Raw genomic sequence first — 25689 nt, forward strand, 5'->3', positions numbered from 1 at the left:
GCTATTGACGGGATTTCGCGAAGTAAAATTGGAAGTAAATATTCGCCGCATAAACGCGGCTAATGGATTTGTCTGCTGCATCAGCTTTTGGCAACGCGCATAAGAAGGCGCCATGGCTTGTATACAGCCCGCCCCCTGATCGCTCAGGTCGCGTTAAGACAGCAGACAGATCGTATAGCGCGTGCGTCGAAGAGCGACCGGACAGCCCCGAGCGCCAGAGGCAGGCTGTACCGGCGCGGCCGAAGCGAAAGTAGAGGATCGCGCCAAGCACACAGTGTTCACAAGGAGCTGACAGGGGCGCGCTTGCTGCCTTCCGGTTCGGGACAATACGGGAGCGCCGCCCCCGCCTTTAGGAGCAACTTAATGGGCTGTTTGCGGCCAGCCCTGCCAGAAGGCATTTCACACGTCGTTTTCGGCTCAGATACTAATGCGGTTTGGTCGTGAGCTCAGATTTTGCCTGCGACTCGTTTCTCGTTCGAACGAGGTCCACATCGTTCGAAAATACTCTTCAGCACAAACGTCGCACGCGTCCGGTTGGCGCGGACCTTGGCGTCAGGGATCGAAGCCGGAAGGCCGAGACCGGACAGGGCTCGGTTCACGAGAGCCCGGCCAGCAAGCGAACGCTTGCGAGGGCGCCCAATCAAGGCAGCAACTGCCGGATCCTGTGTGTCATCGCCGGATCATCGAGAACCACCGCCCATTCGAACAAGGCTTGGCGAATTGTGGTGGTAACGATGCCGTGGTGCGCCAAGCGATCTGCGACAAACTGGCGGTCCGTCTCCCTTCGCGCAAACGCGAGATCCGAGAGTAGTCGCATTTCGTAACCCCGTTTAGCACCCTCAAGCGCTGCGATCAGCACCTCTTCCTCCAGAAACCCGCCACCGAGAAAAATGATACCGACGTCTGCCTCCGCAAAGTGAGCGGAAAATCCTGGGTCGCGCCACGGCGACAGAGCGTCGGACTTGAGGTGTTCGATCGAAGCCGCGACCTCCACCGGCAGCAGGTCTGCCAGATATTCGCCGACTGCGATCGACTTTGCGCCAAGAATTTCGTGACAGACCGGGAGCAGCGTCAGGCTTCCGCCGCAGCGGACAGGGAAACGCTCTGCTACTCCCGCCGTACTGCCGCGCGCGAGGTTTAGCAAGACAACGCGACTCTGGCGGGGGTCTGCCAGCACAAGCGGGCTCCTTGACGCGCGGTGCCGCGCCCGATCACGCGGCTTTGCGGCCTTCGGGCTGATTGCGCACGACGGGCCCTTCGAGCCCTGCTTGGCGGTACATCGCCTCAAGCGCCAAATCGGAGTCCCGGAGATATCCCGCAAGCGCGGTTGTCTGGCCGAGCTTGCGCGGCTCTGTCAGCCTTTCCAGCGGCCAGCCGGCGCGTCTCAAGATGCGCTCCATCCGCACATCCGTAACGGTCACGATTGCGTTTGCACCTTTCGCCCGCATCGTTTCGAGCATTGCCGCGAACAGTACGAACGTCGCACGATTGATTCCGTGTGGGCCAAGCTCAACGGCTCGATCGGTATCCACACAAAACCGCGAGCTCTCCAGGATGAGCTCGCTCCTCGGCGCCTCTTTGTCGCCAAGCAATATTGGAAACGTGTCCGCGAGCATGGTGGGACCGGTGGTCGAAAGCAGCCTCACACACCCCAGGACGTCATAGTCGTCGGAGACGACCAAGACATAGGTCGGTGCCAGCGCATCGTAGATGTCGATCTCCAGATCTCCGGAGACTGAGACCGTCCAATCCAGACGATCCCTGAAAACACGACGGCGCAGGCGGAACATCTGCACCAAGAGATCGAGTTGAGATCCGGTTTGACGAAGATCGAGAGTAACAGCGTGCATGGCAAGCTCCGTTGAGGGAAAGCCCACCAGACCAGAGAGCGGCGTAAGCAGCGCCTGTGTTATCTGACAGGTTCACAACCAAACAGAAGCTTGCGCCAACGAGAGCCAACTCAGCGTCAATTTTCCACAAGATAGCGGATTGCGATACGCGCTGGCGCGTCAACACAGGGATCTGAAGATGCCTCGTTGCGTCAGGGCAATAGCCGTCGCCGGATCGCCAGTGCAACGCAATGGGTGATCGAAACCGCGTCGAGCTTGCGGCGTGCGTTTTCGAGATGAAATGCCACTGTGCGCGCGGTGACGCCGACAAGCACGGCTGTCTCGGACACTGTCTTGCCGAGAGCGGCCCACGCAAGGCATTGGCGCTCGCGCTGGCTGAGGATCTGGCCCTCCCGCCATGTCTGGTTCGCGGGGACTCGCCCACGCAGATGCGTATGGAAATAGAGCCCGAGCAGTTGCACGATGTCATTCGACGTCGCAAGCAGGAGGTCCGGCTCCATCAGGGCATCATCGGTCGCGACCGTAAAGGCCGCCATGCGGCCGAACCCTGCCCTGATCGGCACCGTTATTCCGGACTTGATCCCGAATCCCGTTGCTTCCTCAAAGAAGCGGGATTGCTCACGGTTTCTTGGACGGGTTGATCCGGACGATGCTCCCCAGGTGAACATCGCGTGTTCGGCTCTTGCGCGGAGCACGACCGGATCGAGCCGATGATAGCGGTGGCGCAGATATCGGCTCGTCCAGGATTTCGGGTAGGACGAGATCAGTTTCAGCGAGCTGTCGACAATGCTGAGATAGGCAAACCAGCGAAAGCCGAGACCATGGGATGCTCGCGTGGCAATCCGCTCGAATTCGTCCTCGTCCATGGCCGTCTGAAGGGCGTCAATAAACTCCTGAAAGATGTTCTCCGTCCAGTTCATGATGGGCTGGATCCGACTGTTGCGCTGACGCGACCGGTTGATCCCTCAGGGATCGTTCTTTGAGCCCGAAACTCGGTCTGCGCGCATACGAGCCACGGCCTCAAGCCGCGACGGCTTGAGGCCAATTCTTGACGTCAACGCAGCCCAAGTCGGCTTGCTAATTTAGAGACGGATGCAGGCATCCCAGGGAGACAGCCCTCCCCAATTGACACACACGCTCTGTCTTCGCATGTAGCCCTTCCAGGCATCCGAGCCAGCAGTGCGTCCGCCGCCTGTCTCCTTCTCGCCGCCAAACGCAGCGCCGATGTCGGCGCCGGTCGTCCCCATATTGACCCTTGCGATGCCGCAGTCGCTTCCCGCGGCAGACAGGAACAGCTCGATATTGGATAGATCCGTGCTGTGAATGCCTGACGAGAGCCCCTGAGGTACGCTGTTGTTGATATGAATGGCCTCCTCAAGCGTATCGTAGATAAAGACATAGAGGATCGGAGCAAAGGTTTCCTTCTGAACAGAAGGCAAGTCGTGAGGTAGGTCTGTAATCAGCGTTGGCTCGACATAGTAGCCGGGACGATCGATACGCTTTCCACCAAAGATGACCTTTCCTCCAGCATCCCTTGCGTTTCGAACGGCCCTTTCAAAAAGCATCACTGCGTCGCGGTCCACCAGGGGGCCGACAATCGTTCCCTCCTCCCTGGGATCGCCGACCGTGATCTGACCAAAGGCCTGCTTCAAGAGCTCGATCAGAGGTTTCGCGACCGAACGTTGGACAATGACGCGTCTTGTGCTCGTGCAGCGTTGGCCGGTCGTGCCGACGGCACCGAAGGCGATGCTCCGCGCGGCCAGCGCGAGGTCAGCGGTCTGGTCAACGATACATCCGTTATTGCCTGAGCATTCGAGCAGGTAGCGGCGGCCCAACGTGCTGCCCACGACGTCTGCAACCCTCCGGCCAACGGCACTTGATCCGGTGAACGATACCAAAGCGATGCGCTTATCGTGGATGAGCAGCTCCGCTACACTGTTATCGCCGGGCATGAAAAGCGAGAAGACACCGTCGAGCTCGAGCTCGTTCATCGCCATATTGCAGATCTGCTGCAGGCCAAGCGCGGTGAGTGGCACTTTTGGACTAGGTTTCCAGATGACCGTATTGCCTCCGATAGCAGCAAGGAAGGCATTCTGGGCCCAGACCGATGCCGGGAAGTTGTAGGCTGTGATGACGCCGACGACGCCCAGCGGCAGCCATTGATCGTACATTCGGTGCTTGCTGCGCTGCGATTGCTGAACGAAACCATACATCATGCGCGATTGACCCGCCGCCATCGCAGCCATGTCGATGACTTCGCGGATTTCGGCCTTGGCCTCGCCAATCGCCTTGCCTGTGTCGAGGACGATGAGCGCTGCAAGGTCGTCAAGGTACTCTGCAGCAAGTGAACCTATCCGCCCGACCAGTTCTCCTCGCCTCGGAGCAGGAACGGTTGCCCACTCGGTTTGCGCGGCCTGAGCGCAGCGAATGACGCGCTCGTAGTCGCGCTCGTTGGCGCCAGCGATTTGGGCTACGACCTTGTCTTGAGCCGGGTCGACCGCATCGAACGGGATCCTGCCATCGGTCGGGCTCCATCCGTCGCCATGCGCGTACGTCCCGGAATTCAGAAAGCCGATATCGAAATTCTTCAGTGCCCTCTCAAACATCTCAGCCTCATTTAGTTATTTAACCAACCTAACTATATTGCTATAGAAGCGTCACCTGGATGTCAATCGGACCGCGACTCGCATCACGACGTCAAAGGTGAAATCGAAAGCACGAAGATCGACGCGCGGCGGCTGAAGGCAAAAGGGCAAGGCGTCGTTCAGGCTCACTCACAACGGAGGAACATTTGAAAAGTCTCGCGCTCACCCAATACCGGGCTCCCCTCGAATGCGTCGAAACATCTACGCCCGTCCCGAAGGGCAACGAAGTCCTTCTCAGGGTCAACGCCTGTGGCGTTTGCCATACTGACCTTCATATCTGGGAAGGCGGCTATGACCTGGGCGGGGGCAAGATGATGAAGATGTCCGACCGGGGACAAAAGCTGCCGCACACCATGGGCCACGAGGTCGTTGGCACGGTGGTTGCGGCGGGCGAAGACGCCATGCGTCTCGCTGAAATGGGCAGAACCTATTTGGTCTATCCTTGGTTTGGATGTGGAGAGTGCCAGGTCTGCAAGAGCTCCGACGAGCATCTGTGTCCGACTCCGCAATATCTCGGCGTATTGCGCCCAGGCGGCTATGCCGACCACGTCCTGGTCCCCCACCCCCGATACCTCATCGATATTCCTGCGATCCCGCCGGAGCAGGCTGCGCCCTATGCGTGCTCGGGGCTGACGGCGTATTCCGCCCTGAAGAAGCTCGGCCCCGACCGCCTGGGAAAGCCAATCCTGATTGTCGGGGCCGGCGGGCTCGGCCTGATGTGCCTTTCTCTGTTGAAGGCGATGGGGCGGTCCGGCGCGATCGTTGCGGACATTGATCCCGATAAGCGCAGTGCGGCGCTGGCAGCAGGTGCCATTGCAGCTCTTGATCCTACGAAAGATGACTTTGCCAAACTCCTTGCCGAGAGCGCCCAGGGAGGCATTCATGCGATCATCGACTTCGTCGGATCGCCGGCTTCATGGGATCTCGCCATGGCGACCCTCGCCAAGGGCGCAATCTATGTAATCGTCGGTCTCTTTGGCGGCGAGCGCACGCTATCGCTGGCAACAATGCCCTTAAGGGCCATTACGGTGTCCGGCTCATTCGTTGGTAGCCGACGAGATCTGATCGAGCTGATGAGTCTGGTGCGGACAGGCGTGGACCAAATGCCGATTGTGACCAGGCCGCTTGATCGGGCTCATGAGACACTGTCCGATCTCAGGGAGGGCCGCGTTGTCGGACGAGCTGTCCTGGTGCCGGATCATCCGTCGTAATGGCAGTGGCTGGACGGTGCCGATGATCCGGCACCGTCCAGCCGTGTTCAATCTGCGGTACGCTGATCAAACAGAGTCCAGTGTCCGCCTTTGGCCTCAAGTACGTAAATGGGCTTGATCGCGTCACCATTCTCCCGAAATGTGATTTTTCCACCGAGAGCCGGGTAATCCTTCATTTTCCGCAGTTCGTCCCTGACAGCGGTGCGCTCAGCAGCGATTTTGGACGGCTCGCCCGTCACGCCAGCGCGCTTCATGGCCTCCGCATAGAGGTAGACGATATCGTAGCTGGATATATCAGTCTGATTTGGCACCGTCCGGCCGATTTTGGCGGCTTCTGCCCGGGTCGCAAACGACCTTGCAAAGGCCCGGACGGCATCGTTGAGATCGCTATAGAAGGGTGAGCCAATGATCGTCCCCTCGCCCGCATCTCCAAACCGGACCGGCAAGTCGGGATCGCCGACCGTCGTGCCCGCGAACAGGCGAGCGCTAACGCCCTGCCGTTTCATCTCCTTGGCCAGATTGATCATGGCCTCGGGGGGAGCCCCAACGCCGACGATATCGGGCTTCAGCTGGGCGAGCTTCGAGACCTGAGCCGACATGTCGAACGCCTTGTACGGAAAATCGACGAATCCGCCGACGGGGACTTCGACTTTAATCAGCGCCTCCGGCAGCACCGTGGTGCCGACCGCCTTGGATACGGCGTCGTCGGTCGCGTAAGCAATCGCCGCAGTCCCCATGCTGAGATTCTTGGCGCGCATGGCCTTGAGAACCATCTCGATGACCAGGCCTTCATCGACAGTATTCCGGAAAGCATACTTGAATGGGGCCGCTACTCCAGGTGCGGAAGATGACATCGACATCTGGACGATCCCGAGCCGTTCTCCGGCCGAAAATGCCACGCGCGCCTCGCTCGACGAGAATGGGCCGACGATGGCAAGGGCCCCGTTGTCACGAGCGAACTGCTCCACCGCGAGCACCGATTGCTTGGGGTCACCGGCCGTATCGAATTTCACGAGCTGGATTGCGGATCCGTTGACGCCGCCGGCGCGATTAATCTCGTCAACGGCCATATCGACGGCAATTTCGTTTGCGTTCGCCACACTTACGAACGTACCGGTCCTGGCCATCGACAACCCGATGACCAACTCCCTTTCGTGCCCATACGCCGCCGACGCAAGCGCGCTTGCAATTGCGATTCCCGCCAGAATTCTTCTGTATTTCATGAACGCCTCCCTGCTGACTTCCTCTTGTGATCGATCTCCGTAACCTCGCGAGCCGCGCCGCCGAGATAGGCTTCCTGAAGGCGAGCGCTGCCAGCGATGGCGGCAGCATTCCCCTCGAGGGCCACTCGGCCCAATTCCAGCACTGTCGCGCGGTGAGCGATCCTCAGAGCATTTGCGGTGTTCTGCTCAATCAGCAGCACGCTGAGCCCCTCGCGATTGTATTCCCGGATGAGCTCGAACAGCTTCGAGACAAACAAGGGTGACAGGCCGAGGGATGGTTCATCCATCATCAGGAGTTGCGGCTTCGCCAGCATTGCGCGGCCGAGCGCGAGCATCTGCTGTTCCCCACCAGACAAGCATGATGCATCATGATTTCGGCGCTGCGCGAGATTTGGAAACCGATCATAGATGCCATCGATCTCGCGCCGTACAGCAGTCTTGTCCTGCCGCATATGGGCGCCAAGAAGCAGGTTTTCTTCGATCGTCATGGACACCAGGATCCGACGGCCCTCCGGCACCAGAACGAGCCCGGCGTCGATGCGACGGTGAATCGGACAGCGGGTGATGTCCGCGCCGGCGAAAGTAATCCTGCCATTCGCTGGCGAGACTATTCCGAGAATTGAATGGAGCAGAGTGCTCTTGCCGGCTCCATTCGCACCGACAACGGTCACGATCTCACCATGCGCGACTTGCAGCGAAACACCGATGAGCGCCTCGACCCGCCCGTAACACGCTGACATTTGCTCAATGTCGAGGATCAATCCGCTCATGCCGCCTGCTCCACCCCAAGATAAGCTTCACGAACTTGCTCATCCGTCCTCACCTGGTCGAATGATCCTTCTGCGATTTTGCAGCCAAAGTTCAGCACGACAATTTTCTCGCAGACCGATCGGATGAACTGCATGTCGTGCTCGATCACGAGAAGGGTTACTCCCCGATCCTTCAGAATATCGAGATGGCTATGCAATTCGCGTGTTTCCGATGCATTGAGACCCGCAGCCGGCTCGTCGAGCATCAAAACCGAGGGCGACGACAGGGTTGCCCGGATGAGATCCACGCGCTTGCGGATCCCGTAAGGGAGCAGACCTACGGGTTCATCGGCATACTGACCTAGACCGAACGCCGAAAGCTCGGCCTTGGCCGCGCAGATCCACTCGTGATCCCGAACCAATCGAAATGGCCGCATCACATCGAAAGGCCGCGTCAGTGTAACGTGCTGGCCGATGAGCAGATTATCGATCACTGACAGACGGGGGATCAGGCGGATATTCTGAAAGCTGCGAGCGATTCCGCGCTTGATTCGGTAGCGTGACGGAAGATTCACGATATCCGAGCCGCGAAACCGAATGCTCCCCGAAGTGACCGGGTACACACCGCTGATGAGGTTGAAGACGGTCGTCTTCCCGGCACCATTGGGACCGATCAGTGCGGTTGCTGTTCGCTCCGGCACGTCGAAGGAGAGCTCGCGAACGACTTCGAGACCGCCGAACGCTTTTGATAGATTTTGCATCGAAAGGAGCATGCTCATGACGCGGTTGTTCCGCCCTGTACTGCTGCCTGCGCGCGCCGACGCGTCAGTCCACGAGTGATCAGCCCTTGCGGGCGCAGGGCCATGAAGAGGATGATGAAAAGTGCAAAGATCGCATATCGCCACTGCGAGCTGGACCTCAGTGCTTCCGGTACAATCGTGAAGATCGCGGCACCGACGAGAGGCCCCAAAACCGATTGGGTCCCACCGAGCAGTACGTAGAGCACGGTGTAGGTGCTCAGCATCACGCCGAAGTACTGCGCCTCGACGTAATTGAAGTAGTGCGCATATAGTGCCCCGCCTACGCCGGCGATGGTCGCGCCAGCCGTCAGTGCGGCGACACCAAGGGCCTTGACATTCAGGCCCAGGAGGTCGGCGACCAATGGATCATTCTTCACGGCCGCGAGATAGATCGGCACTCGTGTCGTCGACATCAGATATACGAGCGAGACGACTACCACTGTCACGGCGACGACCGTAGAGGCCTCGATGTGGGTCGAGACGGGATAGCCGGCGGCACCGCCGACAACTTCCAGATTAAGCAATATCGCGCAGATGACCTGTCCCAAAGCAAAGGTTGCAAGGGACAGATAAATGCCCTGGGTCCTAAGGATTGGCATCGCAACCACGAACGCCAGAATTGCCGCTGCCCCCCCGCCAGCCGCTATAGCGGCAAGGGCCGGCCATCCGAACACGTTGGTGAGATATGCAGAGGCGTAGGCGCCGATCGCCATGAATCCCGCGATTCCGAGATTGAGCTGTCCCGCGGCCATCGGCAGGTAGACGCCATAAGCGGCGATGGTGTTGAGAGCAAGAAGCACGATGAGACCGGTCAGATAGCCCGACATCAGAGCTTCTCCCTGGCGACAGCGATGCCAAAAAGCCCGTCAGGCTTTATGATCAGCAAAGCCAGGAGCAAGCCGTAGACGCCGATATTGACGAAGTCGGCACCAAGGAACTGCGTCGACAATATCTCGACGAGCCCGATCAGCAGGCCGCCAGCGACCGCTCCCCAGATGTTGCCCATGCCGCCGATGATCATTGCGCTGATACCCTTGAACCCGATGCTCTCCCCCATGGACGAGGACACCTGCAGGTAGCTAATCGCGAAGAGGATGCCACCGGCGCCTGTAAACAGCGCACTCAGCACGAACACTCTAGGGACGACGGAGCCGACATTCACACCGAGAATCGATGCCGTGCGGCGGCTTTCGGCGATCGCCCTGACCTGACGCCCGAGGTTCGTGAACCGCAACGACAGGGACAGTGCGATCACAAACGCGAGCGAAAGTGCCAGACTTAGAAACTGAGCTCCGCCGACGATGATCGAGCCCGCTCTGAAATTAAAATCCGCAATGATCGCGGGATAGGATTGTTGATCAGATCCCAACCACAAGACGATCAGGTTCTCGAGGAGAACCAGGAATCCCAATGAGCTGACGAGAGGAACCTCCGGGTCGCTGTCGCTGCTCGGCCGATAAGTCAGGAAATAGACGGCGACTCCCACGACGGCGCTCGCCATTAGCGCGAAGCCGAACGCGAGCAACCAGTGCTGGCCGCTCTTCAGCGCGGCCCACGAAACCATTCCTGCAACCATGAAAATGCCAGGAATAGAAAAATTGAGGAAGTTGAGAACACCGATCGCCAGCGTAAAGGCGACGGCGACCATCACGTACACGCCCCCGAGCATGAGGCCATTAACAATTTGCTGAGCAATCATGGCCGCTCCGTTATTTCGATCGAGGCAGACTTATCGAGATATCGCTTCACCATATCGAGCATCTCCCGGGAGATCAGACGCCGCTTGCGCGATGCGATGAATGCTCAGGCGAAATGTTCGTCCCTGCGATCTCGGGGCTGAGAAGCGTCCCCTTGGGCAGCGAGAGCGCATGAGCGGCTATCTTGCCGGCCGTCGCGATCCAGACCTTGTCGCGGTGGGAGGCGATGTGCCCGAGCGCGCGCCGCAACTTTCGGGTTCGGTGCGGCTGGCCCATGACAAAGGTGTGGAGTGCGGCCGAGAAGACGAGCGGATATTTCTCGGAGTCCTGCAATTGCTGATCGAAAGCATCGACCAGAAGATCGGCAAACTCGGCGTCGCTGACCCTTCTATTGAAGACGGCCGGCAGATCATTCAGCTCCATAGATGGATACGGCACGCTGAGAATGGGGCCGAGATCCGTTCTGAACAGCTGCGGCTGCTCGTCGTAGAACCAATCGAGCATGTAGCCGAAGCCTTGCTCGACCAGCAGCTCTGGAGTTTTCGTGCTCTGCGAGATGAAGGGTCCGAGCCACCCCTGCGGCGCCGCCCCCTCTTCCTTTTCGAAGCGGAGCCGAACCTCTCTCAGCATGTCGCGTTCCTCAGCCTCGGTCATGTCGATCTGCCGCTCCGAATTGGTGCGACCGTGACCGACGAACTCGTCGCCCCGCCGTCGAAACGCAGCCATGAGCTCGGGATAGGCATCGTAGACGGCGGTATTGGCGAGCACCGAGAGCGGAATGTCGAACTCCTTGAAGAGATCGATCAGGCGCCAGATCCCAACCCGATTACCAAAGTCCCGGTAAGCATAGCCGCGATGAAACGGCGGAGCCGGCATGGTCGTGAAGTCCGGTCCAGGGTTTCGGCCGAACTCGAAGGCTTCGATATTGATCGCAAAATAAACAGCGAGCCTCTTGCCATCGGGCCAATCGTAGGTCGGCCGCTGCGTGATTGGCACGAACGGATAACGATCCATCTTTGTATCAAACTTGGCCATGGGCCCTCCTCGCTTCCTCTATTGACCGCCACGCTATCCGACGATATTTAATTTTGCAAACTAATTTTATAGAGGAGATCTGACGTGCGACCGTGGGACGGCATCATCACTGACGAAGATCGACGAGCTTACGATGCAGCCGGATTCGGCCGCTCGGCGGGCATGGGGCGCAGGCCTGCGCTTCTCATTATCGACGTGCAGTATCGAACGACCGGCTCGTTGCCGTTGCCGTTTTGGCAAGCGGTCGAGGAATATCCGACGTCATGCGGCGAGGTCGCATGGCAGGCCGTTAAGCACATCAGCACAGTGCTGGAACTATTTAGAAGGAAACGTTGGCCCGTCCTCTTTCCACATGTCGCGCCGAAGGTCCTGCAGGACGGCGGCCGGCTTGCGGCAAAAGTCCCCTCGATCATGACGATTCCGCCCGTCGGCTACCGCTTTGTCCGGGAAGTCGCGCCGATCGACGGCGATATACTGATACCGAAGAAACACCCCAGCGCCTTCTTTGGCACCACTCTGGTGAGCCATCTCGTGGACCTCAAGGTCGACAGCCTCATCATGACGGGTTGCACGACGTCAGGCTGCGTCCGCGCCAGCGTGGTCGACGCCTTCTCCTACAATTTTCACGTCGCCGTGCCGCAGGAGTGTGTCTACGACCGCAGCACGATCGCTCATGGTGTGAACCTGTTCGACATGGCCCAGAAATACGCTGACGTACTTCCAACCAGCGACCTGCTTAAATCCCTTGAGAAGCTGATGGAGCGCGACGATGTCCAATGATTTTGAGTACGGATCCGGCGGCATTGTTGGCTTCGCCCCGCCACAGTCCAATCCGACCGTAGAGCCTGAAATGGCCGCACTTATGCCACCGGACGTGCTGAGCCTCACCACACGGCTCCGCGGTGATCCCGTCGACGCCCGGAAGAGGTTTTCAGACTATTTGTTCAATCTGGGGGAGAGCCTCGAGGGGTTTGGCGCAATCAGGCTCGGAGCCTTTGGCTTCGCCTGCACCGCAACGACCTACCTGCTGGGTCATGACGAGGTGCGCCGGGAGTTCGAGCAGCTCTCCCGGCTATACGGCTACCCTATTCTCTCTTCGGCCGAAGCCATTGAGCTTGCTCTCGCCGAGCTCGGGGCGCGGCGCATTGCCCTCTTTGGACCCTACCCGGGCTGGCTGCAGGAGGCATCATTCTCGTTCTGGTCACAGGCCGGCTTTGATCTGACGGCGAAAGGGGGAATTGACCTCGGCTCCAGTGACACGCTTAACATATATAAGCTACGCGCCTCCAAGGTTGTCGAAGCGGTCCTGCGCCTGGACTGGCACTCGGCCGACGCGATTGTCCTGACCGGCACTGGCGCCCCGACCTTGCGGGCCATACCAGACATCGTCCGCGCCACAGGCAAGCCGGTGCTTTCCTCCAATCTTTGCCTCGGCTGGGCGGTCCTCAAGGCGATTGGCCACAAGGCCGCTCTCCCTGTTGGCATGGGCCAAAGCATGCTAATCGACGATTGGCCCGCGCGGGCGGCACGATAGCGATTCGTACGCTACGGCCTTCTGAGGAACAGTTGAGATGACAAAGTCGAGGGAGCGCGTATCGAAGGCCAAGCCAGGTGCGGCAGTCACCCGGCCTCGCGCCCCCAAACTACCGCCGACGATTTCCCGCGCCACGCTCATGGTCGATGGGACTGACATGCTGGTGCGGAGGATCACCCATCAGCATTTCGTGCTTTCCAGCCTGCTTGAGACCGTTCGTAGCGGATTTGCCTCTCTGGTCGGCCTTTCCACTTTTCAGTATGTGCTCATGCAGGCCGTGGGACGTCTGACTGATAAGCAGCAATGGACCGTCAGATCGACAGCGCGCGAGATGCATGTGACGGACGCCTATGCAAGCGTTGAGATCGCCGACCTCGTCGAGCAGGGTTATCTGGCCAAGGTCGTCAATCCAGAGGATAGGCGGGTCAGCTTTCTCGAACTTACCGATAAGGGCGTGTCCTCGCTTTCGGCGATTGCGCCCATACAGCAAATGGTCAATGACGCGCTCTACGGGCACCTCGATAGCAATAGCGCCCTCACCTATTCCAACGAGCTAAGCGTCTTGATCTCTCGTGCCGAGAGCGCGATTTCGGTCCTGAACGATGTCGCCGCAGACCAACGTGAGGCTGCGCTGCGCCAGCCGACCAAGCGTCGGCGACGGACAGCAGCGCGATAACCCCAAGGAAGCCTGCTTGACTCCAAGGCCCCATCTCTTTATTTAGTTTACCTAACTAACTTTGGAGAGATGAAAATGCTTCGGACCGGCGCCAATTATCTTCGATCGCTGAGAGACGGCCGCAAGATCTACCTCGGTGGCCACCTCGTTGATGACGTGACCACCCATCCTGCCTTCCGCAATTCGGCTCAAAGCTTCGCGCGCCTGTTCGATCTGAAATGCAATCCGGATCATTTCGATCGACTTTCCTTCTCGGAAGACGGTCAGCGTCACAGTTTCTATTTTAAGCAGCCGCGTAGCCGCCAAGACCTCGAATTCCGCACGGCCGGGCACAAAGCGTGGGCCGATGCCAGCTACGGACTGTTCGGTCGATCCCCAGATCACGTTGGATCTTTCATTACCGGGATGACCTGTCGGCCCGAAGTGTTCGACGTTCCGAACCATGGCTTCAAACAATACCTCCTCGACTATTACACCTACATCCGCGACAACGATCTCTATGTCAGCTATGCGACCCACCCTCCTCAGGGCGCGCGCAACTACTCATCTGACGCCGGCTCGTCGTTCTTCAAGTCGCCGGCACTTCATGTTTCGGCCACGGACGACGAGGGGATCACTCTCCACGGCATGAAGACACTCGCGACCGGAGGCGCGTTTTGCGACGAGATCTGGATCGGTAACCTGACGCCACTAGCCCCTGACCGGATCAAGGAAGCCGTGACCTGTGCGGTACCGGCCAATGCGCCGGGACTATCGCTCTGGTCACGACGATCGATGGAGCAGGCCGCACCGAACACATTCGACTACCCCCTCTCCTCTCGCTTTGACGAGAGCGATTGCATGCTCGTCTGCGACAACGTGAAAGTCCCATGGTCACGCGTCTTCACGATCGGAAACGTCGACCTCAGTCGCGCGATCTACATGGAAACGGGTGGGCACTACTTCGGAAACCATCAATCGAACGTACGCTTCTGGGCAAAACTTCAATTGATCGTCGGGCTTGCGAACAAGATTGCAAAATCTGCCGGCGTCCGCGGAATTCCCGCCGTTCAGGAGACACTCGGAAAACTTGCGGCCATGGAGGCGACGATCGCCGGCTTGATCGCTGGCCAGGTCGCCGATCATCAGCCCGTTGGCGACGGGTATGTCGTGGTCAATCAGCGTTACATCTACGCCGCTCTCAGCTGGTGCCAGGACAATTATGGGCTGATCTGCGCGACCGTAAGAGAGTTGATGGGCGGCACAATCTTCCAGATGCCAGCCGACATCTCAATCGTCGGAAACGATCAAATGAACGCTCTTTTTGAGACTTATTGGTCGACTGAGCATGAGAGCGCGCTGGATCGGATGAAGCTCTACAAGCTGGCCTGGGATCTACTGGCCTCGGAGTTCGGCGCCCGACACGTTCAATATGAGAACTTCTATGCGGGGCCGCCATTCCTCGTTCGGGCCCATAGCATGAGGCTCGCACCCTGGGCATCGCTTGATCAGACCGTCGACAAGCTGATGGCTAGCTACGATCTGCCCGCGAACAGCGCGTCATTTCACCATACCCAGCAAATCGAAGCCGCGATCCCTGCTGAATAGCAGGAGCCTGATCTGCCACGTCCTCAAGGCGATTCGAAGCAAGATACGAGCCACGCTTGCCAAGCGTAGACACCTGCAGCCGACTGAGAGAGCACATAGCCATGACTTTCAACAATCGACAGTTCCGTGATGCGCTTGGCTACTTCCCGACCGGAGTCATCGTTGTAACCGCAACGACCGACGAGGGCGAGCGACTGGGCATGACCATGAGTTCGTTTAACTCGGTATCGCTAACCCCTCCTCTCGTAGCCTTCAGCATTCACCTCGAAGCGGCGAGCCTGGTGAAATGGCGGTTATGCCGTCGGTACGCCATAAACGTACTCGGCGAAGAGCAGGGCCATCTGTCCGATCGCTTTGCGCGCGCAAAATCCGGCAAATGGGACGACATATCTGCGACCGACGGACAGTTCGGTACCCCACTCCTTCCCGACGTGCTGGTCGCGCTGGAGTGCGAACAATATGCCCGACACGACGGCGGGGACCACGAACTCTTCATCTCTCGGGTGCTCGCCATTCACGAAAGCCCGAGAACTTCACGACACCCCCTGGTCTTTCAGAGAGGCCGTTATTGGTCACTTCAAAAAGACCAATGCGCGTAGAAGGCGATCAGCATGTGGCAGATCCCTTTGCTTGCTATTGGCGGCTACTGCGCCCTGGTCGTCTATGAGCTTGGCCATCTGCTTGCTGCCCGCGCCTTCGGCATCAATGCAGTGGTCGTGACTATTGGACTGGGTCCAACGATCGGTCGACTTTCCGATGGATCAGGCGCGATTTTGGCCTTCAGGGTTCTGCCTGTTCGGTCAACGTGCGGCTTCTATGACGGACCCGAGTCTCTCAAGCCAACAAAGCCGAACACTCGCCCCTCAATCGGTCGCCTCTCGATTCCACGGCGTGCAGCCATTCTAATCGCGGGGCCGTTCTCAAACGTAGCGTTCGCGTGCGCCCTGTTGCTGGTCACCCATGCTTGGGATCCAGACTTCGCCGCTCCTAACCTTGGGAAAACCGGCAGCGAAATAGCGAGTGCTCTCTTCGTTGTCGCGCTCAAATAGCCGATGAGGCCCGCATGGGGAGTTCACGTTGCGAAGGATCGGTCAACGGCCTCAGAGGTATTTCGCCAGCAGCTTGAACTCCTTGAGCGTCGCCCTGCCCTTCGACCCCGCGGTGGGGAAGGATCGTTCAAGACTATGACTGAGATGATCGTGGACCAGCATCTTTTTGGCGTTCTCGATCGCTCCTTCCACCGCCTGCAATTGTTGGGCGATCTGGGCGCAAGGGCGCTCCTGTTCGATCATCTCTATGATCGTTTCGAGATGGCCGTGTGCGCGTTTCAGGCGGCGGGAAATCGAGCTGTGAGCATGATCTTTCATGGCGTCTCCTATCCTCCCAGGGAGGATACGTCATATCCTCCCAGGAGGATAGAATGATGTGCTTGACTCCACGCGATCGCAGGCATATTGGGCCAGTCACCGTCTGGAACATTCCGTTCCCGACGGATCACAACCAGACGAAGAGCTATGGGCAGTACCACCTATGGCGCCGCGCTCCCCGAAGGAGCAACGCAGCCGCAGAACATAAGCGTCCGCGAAAGCGGCGGCAGCGATAGGAATTACGGCCGCAAATAGGCGGTCTCGTTCCGCTCACTGACCTGCCGCGTCATGCGGAGGTGGAGGTGAGCGATGTTGAAGGTAATCGCACGAATTCAGTTGCGCGGACTTTGCCGCTTTGCGCGCAGAGCAAGCGGTCCCTTTCCCGCCAACGACAATCTACGCGTCCACAACGTTGGCCGATCGATCCGCCCGCGGCTTTTCTGCCGCTGGTCGACGGACGACGATGGACTGGTCTGCCATTGGTCCGAGGAGATGACCGTGGCACCAGGATTGCCGCGCCAATGGTCGGCGTCTGAGCCGCTTCAGACATCCTGGATTGGATCTGGCGCGTAAGCCGTCGCCGATGGTGAGCCCGATGTTCAAGGCACTTTTCGCACGACTGCGACGCCTAGTGGCGGCGGCCATCCTTCGGATGGCCAGCCGAACTCTGCATTGCGCCATGATCCTCCACGGTCAGCGACGGATTTCCCATCAAGGTCTTCGAGCGGTCCTGTCCGGAACACGCTGGCTGGGACGACTAGGCGCCTGGCTCGCTTTGGGACAGCGGCGCAAGCAGTGATCGGCGGCTGCCGATGCACGGAGGTTTGGAATGAAGCGATTTCTTGCCATTGGAAGCGTACTCACGGGCTTGGGATGCCCCCAGCCGCATGCCGCCGATCTGCCGCTGAAGGCACGAACGGCGAAGACCCTCTACGGCTGGACCGGCTTCTATGTCGGCGGCCATTTCGGCTACGGCGATGCGAGCTTTGGGCCCGGCACCTACCCGCTGCCCGAGCAGGGAATGATCCTGCCGTCCAGCGCGACCGGCCTCTCCGGCGGCTACCAGCTTGGCAACAATCGCCAACTCGCAAACCGTGTCGTGCTCGGCATCGAGGCAGACTCCACGTTCACCGGTCCGCGCGACGTCGTCGCACATGAACGCTCACCGACCCCCTTCAACCGGTTGACGCGATTGTCGCCTCCGCAAGAGCTTGCAACGACGGCCAGGACCACACGTCTATATTTTGGTATTCGGTGAAACACGCCGAAACTAAGAAAACCCTATAAAACAAGCGCTTTTCGACTACCCTGATGCGGGCCGTTTCAGCGGGCTTCACCAAAATAAGGGCCCGGCCCTAAGCCTTTCAGCGTCCGCACGACAAACTGAAAGCCCCAAGGCCGAGCCCTTTGGTCCCAAGCCTTAGGAGCCGAAACCACATGGATAGTAACATCACCCCCTCCCCCGCCGGCAAGCGGGGCCGCAATAGCAGCGCCATTCTGACCGACCGCATGTGCGAGAAACGCGTTGCCAAACGGACTAAGCTCTACGACCGTAAGTGCCCTGGTCTGTACGTCAGCATCACCACGGCAGGGGTGGCGACCTTCTCGTTCAAGTTCACCGACCGGGAGACCGGCAAGCAACGCACCGGCTGGCTTGGCGTCTACAATGCTGAGACCTTCACGGTCGAGGACGCCCGTAGCAAGGTCTACGGCCTCAAGTCCATGGGCGGCGAGGCGCTCGCCGAGACCTTCCGCGACCAGAAGACCGCGACGGCCAAGCGCGGCAAGACCGTCGCCGAGATCATCGACGAGCGAATCACCTGGATGAAGACGCCGGTCAAGAAGCCGGACGGCGAAATGCGGCCCCGGCTGGAGAGCTGGGAGAACACGGCAAGCCACCTCGATCGCCTCATCCGGCCCCGTCTCGGCAAGAAATTGGCCATGGAGGTCACCAAGCACGACATCGCGACGCTGTCGAACGACATCGTCGCAGGCAAGTTCGGCAGGCCCTCGGTCAGCAATGCACGCCACATGCGCAAGGCTGCCTCCGGCCTGTTCAACTGGGCGGCGGAAGCAGGCCGCGACTACGTGACCGCCAGCCCCTGCGTGAACCTGCCGAAGCTCGACCCCGAGCATCCCCGCACGCGGGTCCTGTCCGAGGACGAGATCAGGATCTTCTGGCATGGTCTCGACCGCGCAGACTTACCTTGGGACCGCCGGACCCGCCTCGCTCTCAAATTCGAGCTGATCACCATGCTGCGGTCGCGCGAACTGCTCGGTGCGCATCGGGATGAGCTGTTTGACCTCGACGGCGAGCATCCGCGCTTCGACGTCCCCCTCAAGCGGGTCAAGAAGCGGCGGGTGATCCAGCAGCCGCTATCCGATCTCGCGGTCGAGATCATCAAGGAAGCCCTGCGGGGATCAAACAAGCAATACGTCTTCGCCTCCCCGCTCGGCGATCAGCCGCTGCATCGGAAGGCCATGGCGGACGCGCTGCGCGGCGACAACCGCAAGGGCAAGGTGCCCGGCATCTGCGCCCTGCTCGGCCTCAAGCCGTTCACGCCGCACGACCTGCGCCGGACGGCAGCGACGCTGGCCGGCGACCTCGGCTTCGACGACGCATGGATTGCGAAGTGCCTCGACCACGCCGCGAGCAAGAAGGCCGAACAGATCGTGCCGACCGTCACCGGCAAAGTGTACAATCACTCCAAGCGGATGAAGGAAAAGCGCGCGGTGCTGGACGGCGTCGCGGCCGAGCTGAGCCGGATCGTCGGCGGGCAGACATCGACAAAAGACGCCAATATCGGACTTCACGTTGCGGCCTGATCTATCGCCCCGCATGAGCCTCGATCAGGCGGGCTTCAACCCGTAGTTCTGCGGGAATGCGTTCAAGCAGCATTCATTACAGTCCATCTAAGTCCCGCGCCGGGAGCGGCGCGGCTGATGATGGAACCTCCATGCCTATTTCTAGGGATGACTTTGACCCTGTTGCCACAGTTGTAGACTGGCTCGACGCCTGCCGGCGTGGAGACGTCAACGCGCTGCTCGATCTGTATGATGAGCGAGCGGTGCTTGAATGCGCCTGCGAAGGCGTTAGCCTGACTGGGCGAGAAGCAATCGCTGCCTACTGGTCACCTAAGCTCGAAACGAAGCGAGTACTCTCATTTTCGCTGGACGACGTGAGCCTGACGGGCCACGGCGTTCAAATCGACTATCAAAATTACGAAGGCAAGCCGGTTCGCGTTTATTTTCGATTCGGTGCCTCAAACAAGATCATCTACACAAGCTGCGCACCTATGGCTCGGGCGGCCGCCCGAAGCTCCGTCAACTGAGACAGTGAGCCGCGTGATCGCAGAGATGCGGCTGTCGGCAGTTTCTGTAAGTTATTTTGACCGGCAGGCCCAGTGTGTCGTCAATCTCTATATACACAGCCTTGTTGGGGATGAAATGGGGTTCTTGAGAAGGCTATTCAGCCTTGAACGGACAAGCATTCGCCTTGCGCCGGGACGCGGCTGGATCGTCCCGGTGGTTGGTGAGTCGCACTATCAAGACGCTCTTCGGGTGCTTCATCAGGAGAACGGTGGAGAGGACGACGACGCCAAGGTCGCGGCTACGTTGGTGCCGGAGGATGACAACGCCCTTGATCCTGACGCCGTGCGGATCGAAGTCGAATCGACCACGGTCGGGTATCTGTCGCAAGAAATGGCTTTACAGTATCGAGAGGCGCTGGGCGAACGTATCGGCGCATGTAGCGCGAAGATCGTAGGCGGCTTCGAGCGATATGACGGTTCAACGGCGTACTATGGGGGGAAGTTGAACCTCGCGTGGCCGCCGCGCATGAATTGATGGGTTTTGTACTGTACCGAGAGCATTGTTTCGTGGCTTTCCCAAAGGTGCCGGCCTTCGTTTAACAACAGACGGTCATCGGCTTCACCGACCCGGCGTCGCAGCCCGATGAAGTTCGCTTCCGAGCGTTACGGCGTGTCTGTGCAAGGCTCGTACAAATTCAATCTTGACGCCTACCGGCCCCATAGGATCGCCCCTGAGAGCCACTACGCCCCGCGCCAAACGTGCAGGCCCCCATCGCGAAAGCCGCCGACGAACTGGTCGGATGCGTCGGGCGCCAAAATCTGGGCGAGGTCCTCGAACGAGCCGCTAACCATGGTGGCAAGCTCGTGAGCCGAGGCGTGTTCCGCCCATCGCCGTCCCAATTCCATCCCGCGCTGGCGCTCGTCGTCGGCGTTCATCCGTCAAATTCTCAAGAAGGCCCAGGCAAACGAATGACTGTGGCGCGCCCGGCCCTTGCGCACTCCGCCGACTGGGGGCTGGGGGCATCTAGGTCCGGTGAATAAGGTCCGGTGAAGCGCACGATGCTATTCAATCACGACGGTCGCTTTTGGACAGTGCAGTTTGTGCCATGGGCGGTCGACGTTAGATGGATCGGATTCGGACCCACGGTTGACCGTCACCGGGACGGTTTCCGATCCGGTGGAAGTTCAGGGCTAGCGGCGTAACTATAGAACGCAGGGGCTCGGTGGGGGCTGAGGCGGCCCGCTCTCGCGCGGAGTCTCGGCACCACCGAGCTTGACGCTGCGCACCTTGGCTGCTGCCAGCGCCTGTTCGCTGCGTTCAGCGATGCCTTCGCTCTTCGGCGGGGCGCACAGCGGAGAAGGAGAAACTATCGCCAGTTCGGCATGTCCCTTTGGGGTGAGGACCATGACCTGCCGAATTCCATGCTCGGCACCGCGCTTGATCAGCCCGGATCGCCAGAGGTTCCAGAGCGTATTGGCTCTGATGGCATGGCAGGTGAGGCCTTTTAGGTGCGGATCAAAGATGCCGATGACCTCACCATCGGCAACGGCGCGCAGCGCCAATCGTTGCGGTTGTGTGAGCCAAGATGGGTCAGCCCGTTTTCGAGGCATATTTCACTCAAATGCGCAGTGATCGCATCGACTAGTGTAGCGTCAGAGACTACCATTTTAGATCGAGCCACACTGAGCAGAAGTGCACACATAGGTGCGGCCCAGCGTAGCAAGTCCGTCGGACGCATACCTGATCGGTTTCCCGGTTCAGCCAAAAGACGACCGGCGCGATCCGGCTTGTCAGCTGCCATCTATCATCAATCGCAAGTGAATATCGGTACTGGCAATCGCTCCGTAGTCCCGCGTCACGACACCGACGTCGACAACGTGCAGGGACTTGGGCCGGTCATAGAAATATTTGAGAGTCCAGACAGGACCGAAGTCCGGCGTGATGACAAAATCTCCGAGGTTAAGCACCCGTGTAATCAGCTTGACCGCATCGTGGTTTTTCATTGGCGAAAGCAATAATGCGTCGATCAAGACGGCCAACGATAAACCGTCCTTCAACATGACCCGTGCGATGTCGTCGCCATGGACTGCTCTCAAAGCGGTGACGATCCGCGCTACAGTGTTCGGGTCGCGCATTCATGCCTCCGACGCTAAAATAATAGCGGTTTGTCTCCCATGCGGCAGCCGTGGGCTTCTGGCTTCGTTGCGTGGAGGTCAATTAGAGCTGTCTTAATTTGGCGGCTGCAGCCGAGGGTGATCTCAGCCAATCGCTCATGTTCGAGCCGGTCTCGGCCTGTCTGGCTTTGCGGAAGCGGGTTTCCCGCTCAGGGCCGTGCGGGAGCTGCTTCGCTTGCTCTCTTAGGCGTTCGGCGGTCCCCGTGACAACGGGCTCGGGAGCGGCTGACGATCTCTTTTCGCGCCATCCGACCTCTCCCCGTGTTGGTCGGTGGAAGCCGGTGTGCCGCGAAGCTCGCCCGGCTGCACACCGACGACGGCCGACTCCGGTTGAAGAAACGATCAAGCCGAGGCGATGCGGCGTCAAGGCCGATTGGAGGGGATTGACGATTGCGATGGTTTGCCAACGGCAATTTGCGCGGCGGATCCAACCGATTTTTCAGAAACCCGTTGGGAAGCGAACGCCGGAATCGCTGTCGGGAGATTTGCGATGCCGCGCAGGTCGGCTGGCGCGGCGAGGATCGGGTTTGAAAATACCCCGATCAAATCGCGGGTTCGCCCGATTTCCAGGCGTGGAATTTTTAAAAAAACGGCTCCGGCGCATGGCTGGGGCTGGCTGGCGTCTCAAAGAGCGCCAGAGCCGTCACATCTCCGTCGCCGATTAGGGAGCAAGGACAGCGGAGGCGACAGCAATATTAGGCTGTATTACCATCGTTTGCATGTGCAGATTGTGCCATCCGGCGTACCGAAAACGGAAAGCCTATTGCCGCTGGTGAAGTCACTGGAACCAATGTGGCAGACCAGGTTTTCAAACATAATTGGCGCAATTCGGGTGCCTGAAGGGATTGTCCGACTAATGCCAAGATGGAAAGAGGAATGGACTGAGCAAGAGGTGGAGAAGCTCAGGTCGCTGGCGGCTACAATGCCACTCACGCTGATCGCCAAGGAACTGAACCGAACCGTTGGAACCGTGCTGGCCAAGGCAACCTACGAGAAGATCAAGATCATCGTGCACACACGGAGCGGACGCGCCTAAAATCACGCGCGTCGCGACCGAAGGAAACGGATGAAGGTGTCTTCGTGGCAGGGGTCACGTCGTTGGATCGACGCCAGTTGTCATACTTGCGCTTGCTGTTTTTCTCCGGTGGTGCGCCAGGTAGCTTAGCAGAAACGACCCGTCAGCCGCCGATGCCCATCATTGATCCCGCTAGCGCACAATCGTTAAACGAACTCACACAGGAGCCGATCCGCTGCAAGACTGGACGCGACGTTGATCTCACTGCGTTGCCGCACGCCTCCACCACCTTTGTCCATGACCTGGCTGGCAGGCTCCGCTGCAACAAATCTGCTAAGGCGGGACGACGCCCTTCCGTAAAGCTGCTGCGATTCGCACACCGCCCTCGCCCTGCTCCTCCCGAGACGTGACGATGTGCTGGTGTGGACGGCCTCTCATCCCCACGGTTCTATGGCGCTCTCGGCGTCACAGCTAGATGAGAGGAAAGTCTGATGAATCTTCCTGTTTGCATCGGCATGGATACTTCTAAGTCGGTTTTCCAGCTTCACGGTGTTGACGAGAACGAGGTGGTGGTTGTCCGTCGCCAGTTCCGGCGAGCCGAGATGATCCGCTACTTCGAGCGGCTTCCACCGGTTCTCGTCGCCATCGAGTCCTGCGGCAGCTCGCATCATTGGGCGCGCCTGCTGCAGTCGTTCGGTCACGAGGTGAAGCTGATCCCACCTCAGTACGTGAAGGCTTACGTAAAGCGCGGTAAGAACGACGCGGCCGACGCCGAGGCATTGTGCGAGGCGGTCACCCGGCCGAGTATGCGGTTTGTACCGGTGAAGTCGAAGGAACGGCAAGCGGCCTGCATGTTGATGACCGTGCGGGAACGCTTGGTCAGCGTGAAGTCGCAGCTCTCCAATGCTTTTAGGAGCTATGCAGCTGAGTTTGGCATCGTCGGCCCCGCCGGCCGGCAGAACGTCACGGCACTCATCAAGCGGGTGCTCGAGGATGACAGCTTGCCGGAAATGGCGCGAGACCTCTTTCGCCTTCAGGCGGAAGAGTATGCCGCGGTCCAAGCTCGTCTGGCAAAGATTGAGGCCAAGCTGATGATGTGGCACCGCGAGGATGACGTCAGCAGGCGTATTGCGACGATTCCCGGCGTCGGTCCGATTGGGTCTTCCATGCTAAGCATGAAGGCACCGCCGCCAGAGACGTTCAGATCAGGCCGTGACTTTGCGGCTTGGCTCGGACTGACGCCCAAGGATCATTCAACTGGAGGCCGGCAAAGACATGGCGGCATCACAAAGGCCGGAGATTCAGCGCTCCGATCGACGTTAATCGTCGGTGCGACCGCGCTGCTGAGGCATATCCGAAAGGGTCGTCATAAGCCCACACCCTGGCTCGCTTCGCTGCTGGAGCGAAAACCGCCGAAGTTGGTCGCGGTGGCGTTGGCTAACAAGTTCGCCCGCATCGCTTGGCGCTTGATGATATCGGGCGGAGTGTACAACCGGCCGGTAGCCGCTATGCCTATTTGATCTGAATCGGCGCCGCGAGCGAGGTTGCTCAGCGGATAGCCCACGAACTTGCAGGACGCAGTAGATGGAAGGACCGATCGGTCGATACGCGCGAGCTTCCGTAGATTACACTGGCATCATCGATGTCGCCTATGTGCTTGGAGCGTGCGTAGCGAACACCATCTCGGCCAGCGGACCTTGTCCGCGCAAACAGGCCGGACATCTGATAGCAAGCGATCAGGTCAGAAGTCTGCTAACATCCTGACAAGTGGGGGCCGTCCACATCTGCAATCTCTACTCGATCACCAAGAACGTCGATGCGATCCGTCAATTGTTCGGAGCGTTAAATAGCCGCGTCGGCAATCTGCCGAGCATGCCCGGCATTTTTCCCGACTACCCTGCCCCCATCGTCCGCAATGCTCCAGACGGACGCGAGATTGTCATGGCGCGATGGGGAATGCCTTCGTCCTCGAAGGCTCTTATGGACGCAACGAAGAAACGTGCCGAGAAACTCGAGGCCAAGGGCAAAACGGTGGACTTCAAGGAGTTGCTCCGGATGGAGCCGGACAGCGGCACGACCAACATCCGCAACACAAGCAGTAGCCACTGGAAGCGCTGGCTCGGGCCGAACAATCGCTGTCTGGTGCCGTTCACAAGCTTCAGCGAGTTTAACAAAGCCGAAGGCGGCGAGATCTGGTTCGCGCTCGGCGAAACCCGTCCCCTCGCCTGCTTCGCCGGCATCTGGGCAAACTGGACCTCGGTGCGAAAGGTCAAGGAAGGCGAGACGACCAACGACCTCTATGAATTTCTAACCACCAAGCCAAACCCTGAAGTAGAAGCCATCCACCCGAAAGCGATGCCCGTTATTTTGACGATGCCGGGTGAAGTTGACACCTGGTTGAACGCGCCTTGGGAAGAAGCCAAAGAACTTCAACGTCCGCTTGCAGCCCAAGCGTTGCGAATCGTGGCACGTGGCGTGAAAGAAGATCAGGCCGCAACATGAAACACACTGAAGTCCGCTCCTACGCCGAACCGGAAGCCGCCGCACGAAAGCTGCTCGAGCTTGCCGCAGGCGTCCAGGTGATCAACGACTGTCATTCGGCCTGCAATATTGACCCCCTAAGCCGGGGGATCGGCGTCCAAAATTTGGACGCCGATGAGGGGGCAAATTTACAGACGATGACGTAATTGCGGTCGGCGCTCGTGGCAGACAAGGTCCGTTATCGTTGAGCCCTCGCAATCAAATGATTCGAAGGAGCTCCCATGAAGCAGTACGTCGGGCTGGACGTCTCACAGAGAGAAACCGCTGTGTGCG

Annotated in this window: 29 protein-coding genes; 15 read left to right on the forward strand and 14 right to left on the reverse strand. The window is 59.3% G+C overall.

Annotated elements, in window-relative coordinates; translation table 11 throughout:
- Positions 1 to 640: 640 nt before the first annotated feature.
- The 4 genes from CT676_RS38980 to CT676_RS38995 all read right to left on the reverse strand — a co-directional run bounded on the left by CT676_RS38980 (position 641) and on the right by CT676_RS38995 (position 4456).
- The gene (locus CT676_RS38980; protein ID WP_135216844.1) at positions 641 to 1177 is read right to left on the reverse strand and encodes a hypothetical protein; all 537 of its coding nucleotides are present in this window, start codon (positions 1175 to 1177) and stop codon (positions 641 to 643) included.
- A 34-nt stretch (positions 1178 to 1211) separates the two neighbouring features.
- Positions 1212 to 1850, reverse strand: a complete 639-nt coding sequence (locus CT676_RS38985; protein ID WP_049826471.1) for an acyl-homoserine-lactone synthase — start codon at positions 1848 to 1850, stop codon at positions 1212 to 1214.
- Positions 1851 to 2041: 191 nt separating this feature from the next.
- Complete coding sequence (locus CT676_RS38990) at positions 2042 to 2770, reverse strand: autoinducer binding domain-containing protein (RefSeq protein ID WP_028159874.1); 729 nt, start codon at positions 2768 to 2770, stop codon at positions 2042 to 2044.
- A gap of 162 nt (positions 2771 to 2932) precedes the next feature.
- Positions 2933 to 4456 carry an aldehyde dehydrogenase family protein gene (locus CT676_RS38995; RefSeq protein WP_063984059.1) on the reverse strand — a complete coding sequence of 508 codons (1524 nt, stop codon included), beginning with the start codon at positions 4454 to 4456 and terminating at the stop codon, positions 2933 to 2935.
- Between the two features lie 185 nt (positions 4457 to 4641).
- On the opposite strand from CT676_RS38995, the gene CT676_RS39000 reads away from it, so the two are divergent.
- Complete coding sequence (locus tag CT676_RS39000) at positions 4642 to 5706, forward strand: alcohol dehydrogenase (RefSeq protein ID WP_028159876.1); 1065 nt, start codon at positions 4642 to 4644, stop codon at positions 5704 to 5706.
- A gap of 47 nt (positions 5707 to 5753) precedes the next feature.
- Here CT676_RS39000 and CT676_RS39005 read toward each other — a convergent pair whose 3' ends face one another.
- From CT676_RS39005 to CT676_RS39030, 6 genes are all read right to left on the reverse strand, one after another.
- Positions 5754 to 6929: an ABC transporter substrate-binding protein gene (locus CT676_RS39005; RefSeq protein ID WP_135216845.1), complete on the reverse strand. Its 1176-nt coding sequence runs from the start codon at positions 6927 to 6929 to the stop codon at positions 5754 to 5756.
- Complete coding sequence (locus CT676_RS39010; RefSeq protein WP_049826472.1) at positions 6926 to 7699, reverse strand: ABC transporter ATP-binding protein; 774 nt, start codon at positions 7697 to 7699, stop codon at positions 6926 to 6928. Before CT676_RS39010 ends, CT676_RS39005 begins: the two co-directional genes overlap by 4 nt.
- The gene (locus CT676_RS39015; RefSeq protein WP_135216846.1) at positions 7696 to 8457 is read right to left on the reverse strand and encodes an ABC transporter ATP-binding protein; all 762 of its coding nucleotides are present in this window, start codon (positions 8455 to 8457) and stop codon (positions 7696 to 7698) included. Before CT676_RS39015 ends, CT676_RS39010 begins: the two co-directional genes overlap by 4 nt.
- Entirely contained in the window at positions 8454 to 9305 is an 852-nt protein-coding gene (locus CT676_RS39020) for a branched-chain amino acid ABC transporter permease (protein WP_135216847.1), read from the reverse strand. Before CT676_RS39020 ends, CT676_RS39015 begins: the two co-directional genes overlap by 4 nt.
- Positions 9305 to 10177 carry a branched-chain amino acid ABC transporter permease gene (locus CT676_RS39025; RefSeq protein ID WP_135216848.1) on the reverse strand — a complete coding sequence of 291 codons (873 nt, stop codon included), beginning with the start codon at positions 10175 to 10177 and terminating at the stop codon, positions 9305 to 9307. Before CT676_RS39025 ends, CT676_RS39020 begins: the two co-directional genes overlap by 1 nt.
- A gap of 73 nt (positions 10178 to 10250) precedes the next feature.
- Positions 10251 to 11210 carry a polysaccharide deacetylase family protein gene (locus CT676_RS39030; RefSeq protein ID WP_135216849.1) on the reverse strand — a complete coding sequence of 320 codons (960 nt, stop codon included), beginning with the start codon at positions 11208 to 11210 and terminating at the stop codon, positions 10251 to 10253.
- Positions 11211 to 11294: 84 nt separating this feature from the next.
- Here CT676_RS39030 and CT676_RS39035 point away from each other — a divergent pair, with 84 nt between their 5' ends.
- The 6 genes from CT676_RS39035 (at position 11295) to CT676_RS39060 (ending at position 16056) form a co-directional block, all read left to right on the forward strand.
- Positions 11295 to 11990 (forward strand): isochorismatase family protein, encoded by a 696-nt coding sequence (locus tag CT676_RS39035; protein ID WP_244623445.1) that lies wholly within the window; start codon positions 11295 to 11297, stop codon positions 11988 to 11990.
- A complete protein-coding gene (locus CT676_RS39040; RefSeq protein ID WP_135216850.1) occupies positions 11980 to 12744 on the forward strand; it encodes a hypothetical protein in 765 nt (254 codons plus the stop codon). The genes CT676_RS39035 and CT676_RS39040 overlap by 11 nt, the downstream gene beginning before the upstream one ends.
- A gap of 37 nt (positions 12745 to 12781) precedes the next feature.
- Positions 12782 to 13420: a MarR family winged helix-turn-helix transcriptional regulator gene (locus CT676_RS39045; RefSeq protein WP_135216851.1), complete on the forward strand. Its 639-nt coding sequence runs from the start codon at positions 12782 to 12784 to the stop codon at positions 13418 to 13420.
- Between the two features lie 75 nt (positions 13421 to 13495).
- Positions 13496 to 15007, forward strand: coding sequence for a 4-hydroxyphenylacetate 3-hydroxylase N-terminal domain-containing protein (locus CT676_RS39050; RefSeq protein ID WP_167768310.1), 1512 nt, complete (start codon positions 13496 to 13498; stop codon positions 15005 to 15007).
- 101 nt (positions 15008 to 15108) lie between these two features.
- A complete protein-coding gene (locus CT676_RS39055; protein WP_080669672.1) occupies positions 15109 to 15606 on the forward strand; it encodes a flavin reductase family protein in 498 nt (165 codons plus the stop codon).
- A 12-nt stretch (positions 15607 to 15618) separates the two neighbouring features.
- The gene (locus CT676_RS39060) at positions 15619 to 16056 is read left to right on the forward strand and encodes a site-2 protease family protein (RefSeq protein ID WP_080669664.1); all 438 of its coding nucleotides are present in this window, start codon (positions 15619 to 15621) and stop codon (positions 16054 to 16056) included.
- Between the two features lie 51 nt (positions 16057 to 16107).
- On the opposite strand, the gene CT676_RS39065 is transcribed toward CT676_RS39060, so the two are convergent.
- A complete protein-coding gene (locus tag CT676_RS39065) occupies positions 16108 to 16374 on the reverse strand; it encodes a metal-sensing transcriptional repressor (protein ID WP_135216853.1) in 267 nt (88 codons plus the stop codon).
- Between the two features lie 829 nt (positions 16375 to 17203).
- Here CT676_RS39065 and CT676_RS39070 point away from each other — a divergent pair.
- The 4 genes from CT676_RS39070 to CT676_RS39085 all read left to right on the forward strand — a co-directional run bounded on the left by CT676_RS39070 (position 17204) and on the right by CT676_RS39085 (position 20220).
- Positions 17204 to 17632 (forward strand): hypothetical protein, encoded by a 429-nt coding sequence (locus CT676_RS39070; RefSeq protein ID WP_135216854.1) that lies wholly within the window; start codon positions 17204 to 17206, stop codon positions 17630 to 17632.
- A 179-nt stretch (positions 17633 to 17811) separates the two neighbouring features.
- Complete coding sequence (locus CT676_RS39075) at positions 17812 to 19200, forward strand: site-specific integrase (protein WP_049826474.1); 1389 nt, start codon at positions 17812 to 17814, stop codon at positions 19198 to 19200.
- A 131-nt stretch (positions 19201 to 19331) separates the two neighbouring features.
- Positions 19332 to 19706: a nuclear transport factor 2 family protein gene (locus CT676_RS39080; protein ID WP_049826475.1), complete on the forward strand. Its 375-nt coding sequence runs from the start codon at positions 19332 to 19334 to the stop codon at positions 19704 to 19706.
- A 13-nt stretch (positions 19707 to 19719) separates the two neighbouring features.
- Positions 19720 to 20220 carry a hypothetical protein gene (locus tag CT676_RS39085; RefSeq protein WP_135216856.1) on the forward strand — a complete coding sequence of 167 codons (501 nt, stop codon included), beginning with the start codon at positions 19720 to 19722 and terminating at the stop codon, positions 20218 to 20220.
- Positions 20221 to 20426: 206 nt separating this feature from the next.
- On the opposite strand, the gene CT676_RS39090 is transcribed toward CT676_RS39085, so the two are convergent.
- The 3 genes from CT676_RS39090 to CT676_RS39100 form a co-directional block, all read right to left on the reverse strand.
- Complete coding sequence (locus CT676_RS39090) at positions 20427 to 20621, reverse strand: hypothetical protein (RefSeq protein WP_028159887.1); 195 nt, start codon at positions 20619 to 20621, stop codon at positions 20427 to 20429.
- A gap of 267 nt (positions 20622 to 20888) precedes the next feature.
- Positions 20889 to 21248, reverse strand: a complete 360-nt coding sequence (locus tag CT676_RS39095) for a hypothetical protein (RefSeq protein ID WP_028159888.1) — start codon at positions 21246 to 21248, stop codon at positions 20889 to 20891.
- A 228-nt stretch (positions 21249 to 21476) separates the two neighbouring features.
- The gene (locus tag CT676_RS39100) at positions 21477 to 21821 is read right to left on the reverse strand and encodes a hypothetical protein (RefSeq protein WP_028159889.1); all 345 of its coding nucleotides are present in this window, start codon (positions 21819 to 21821) and stop codon (positions 21477 to 21479) included.
- Between the two features lie 529 nt (positions 21822 to 22350).
- On the opposite strand from CT676_RS39100, the gene CT676_RS45695 reads away from it, so the two are divergent.
- The 4 genes from CT676_RS45695 (at position 22351) to CT676_RS39125 (ending at position 25562) form a co-directional block, all read left to right on the forward strand.
- A complete protein-coding gene (locus CT676_RS45695) occupies positions 22351 to 22896 on the forward strand; it encodes a hypothetical protein (protein WP_244623447.1) in 546 nt (181 codons plus the stop codon).
- Positions 22897 to 23366: 470 nt separating this feature from the next.
- Complete coding sequence (locus tag CT676_RS39115; RefSeq protein WP_135216857.1) at positions 23367 to 24395, forward strand: IS110 family transposase; 1029 nt, start codon at positions 23367 to 23369, stop codon at positions 24393 to 24395.
- 262 nt (positions 24396 to 24657) lie between these two features.
- Positions 24658 to 25377: an SOS response-associated peptidase family protein gene (locus CT676_RS39120; protein WP_028159891.1), complete on the forward strand. Its 720-nt coding sequence runs from the start codon at positions 24658 to 24660 to the stop codon at positions 25375 to 25377.
- On the forward strand, positions 25374 to 25562 hold the full coding sequence (locus tag CT676_RS39125; protein ID WP_135216858.1) for a hypothetical protein: 189 nt from the start codon (positions 25374 to 25376) through the stop codon (positions 25560 to 25562). The genes CT676_RS39120 and CT676_RS39125 overlap by 4 nt, the downstream gene beginning before the upstream one ends.
- The last annotated feature ends 127 nt before the right edge of the window (positions 25563 to 25689 follow it).

Source organism: Bradyrhizobium sp. MOS001 (assembly GCF_004634465.1).
Taxonomy (GTDB): domain Bacteria; phylum Pseudomonadota; class Alphaproteobacteria; order Rhizobiales; family Xanthobacteraceae; genus Bradyrhizobium; species Bradyrhizobium barranii.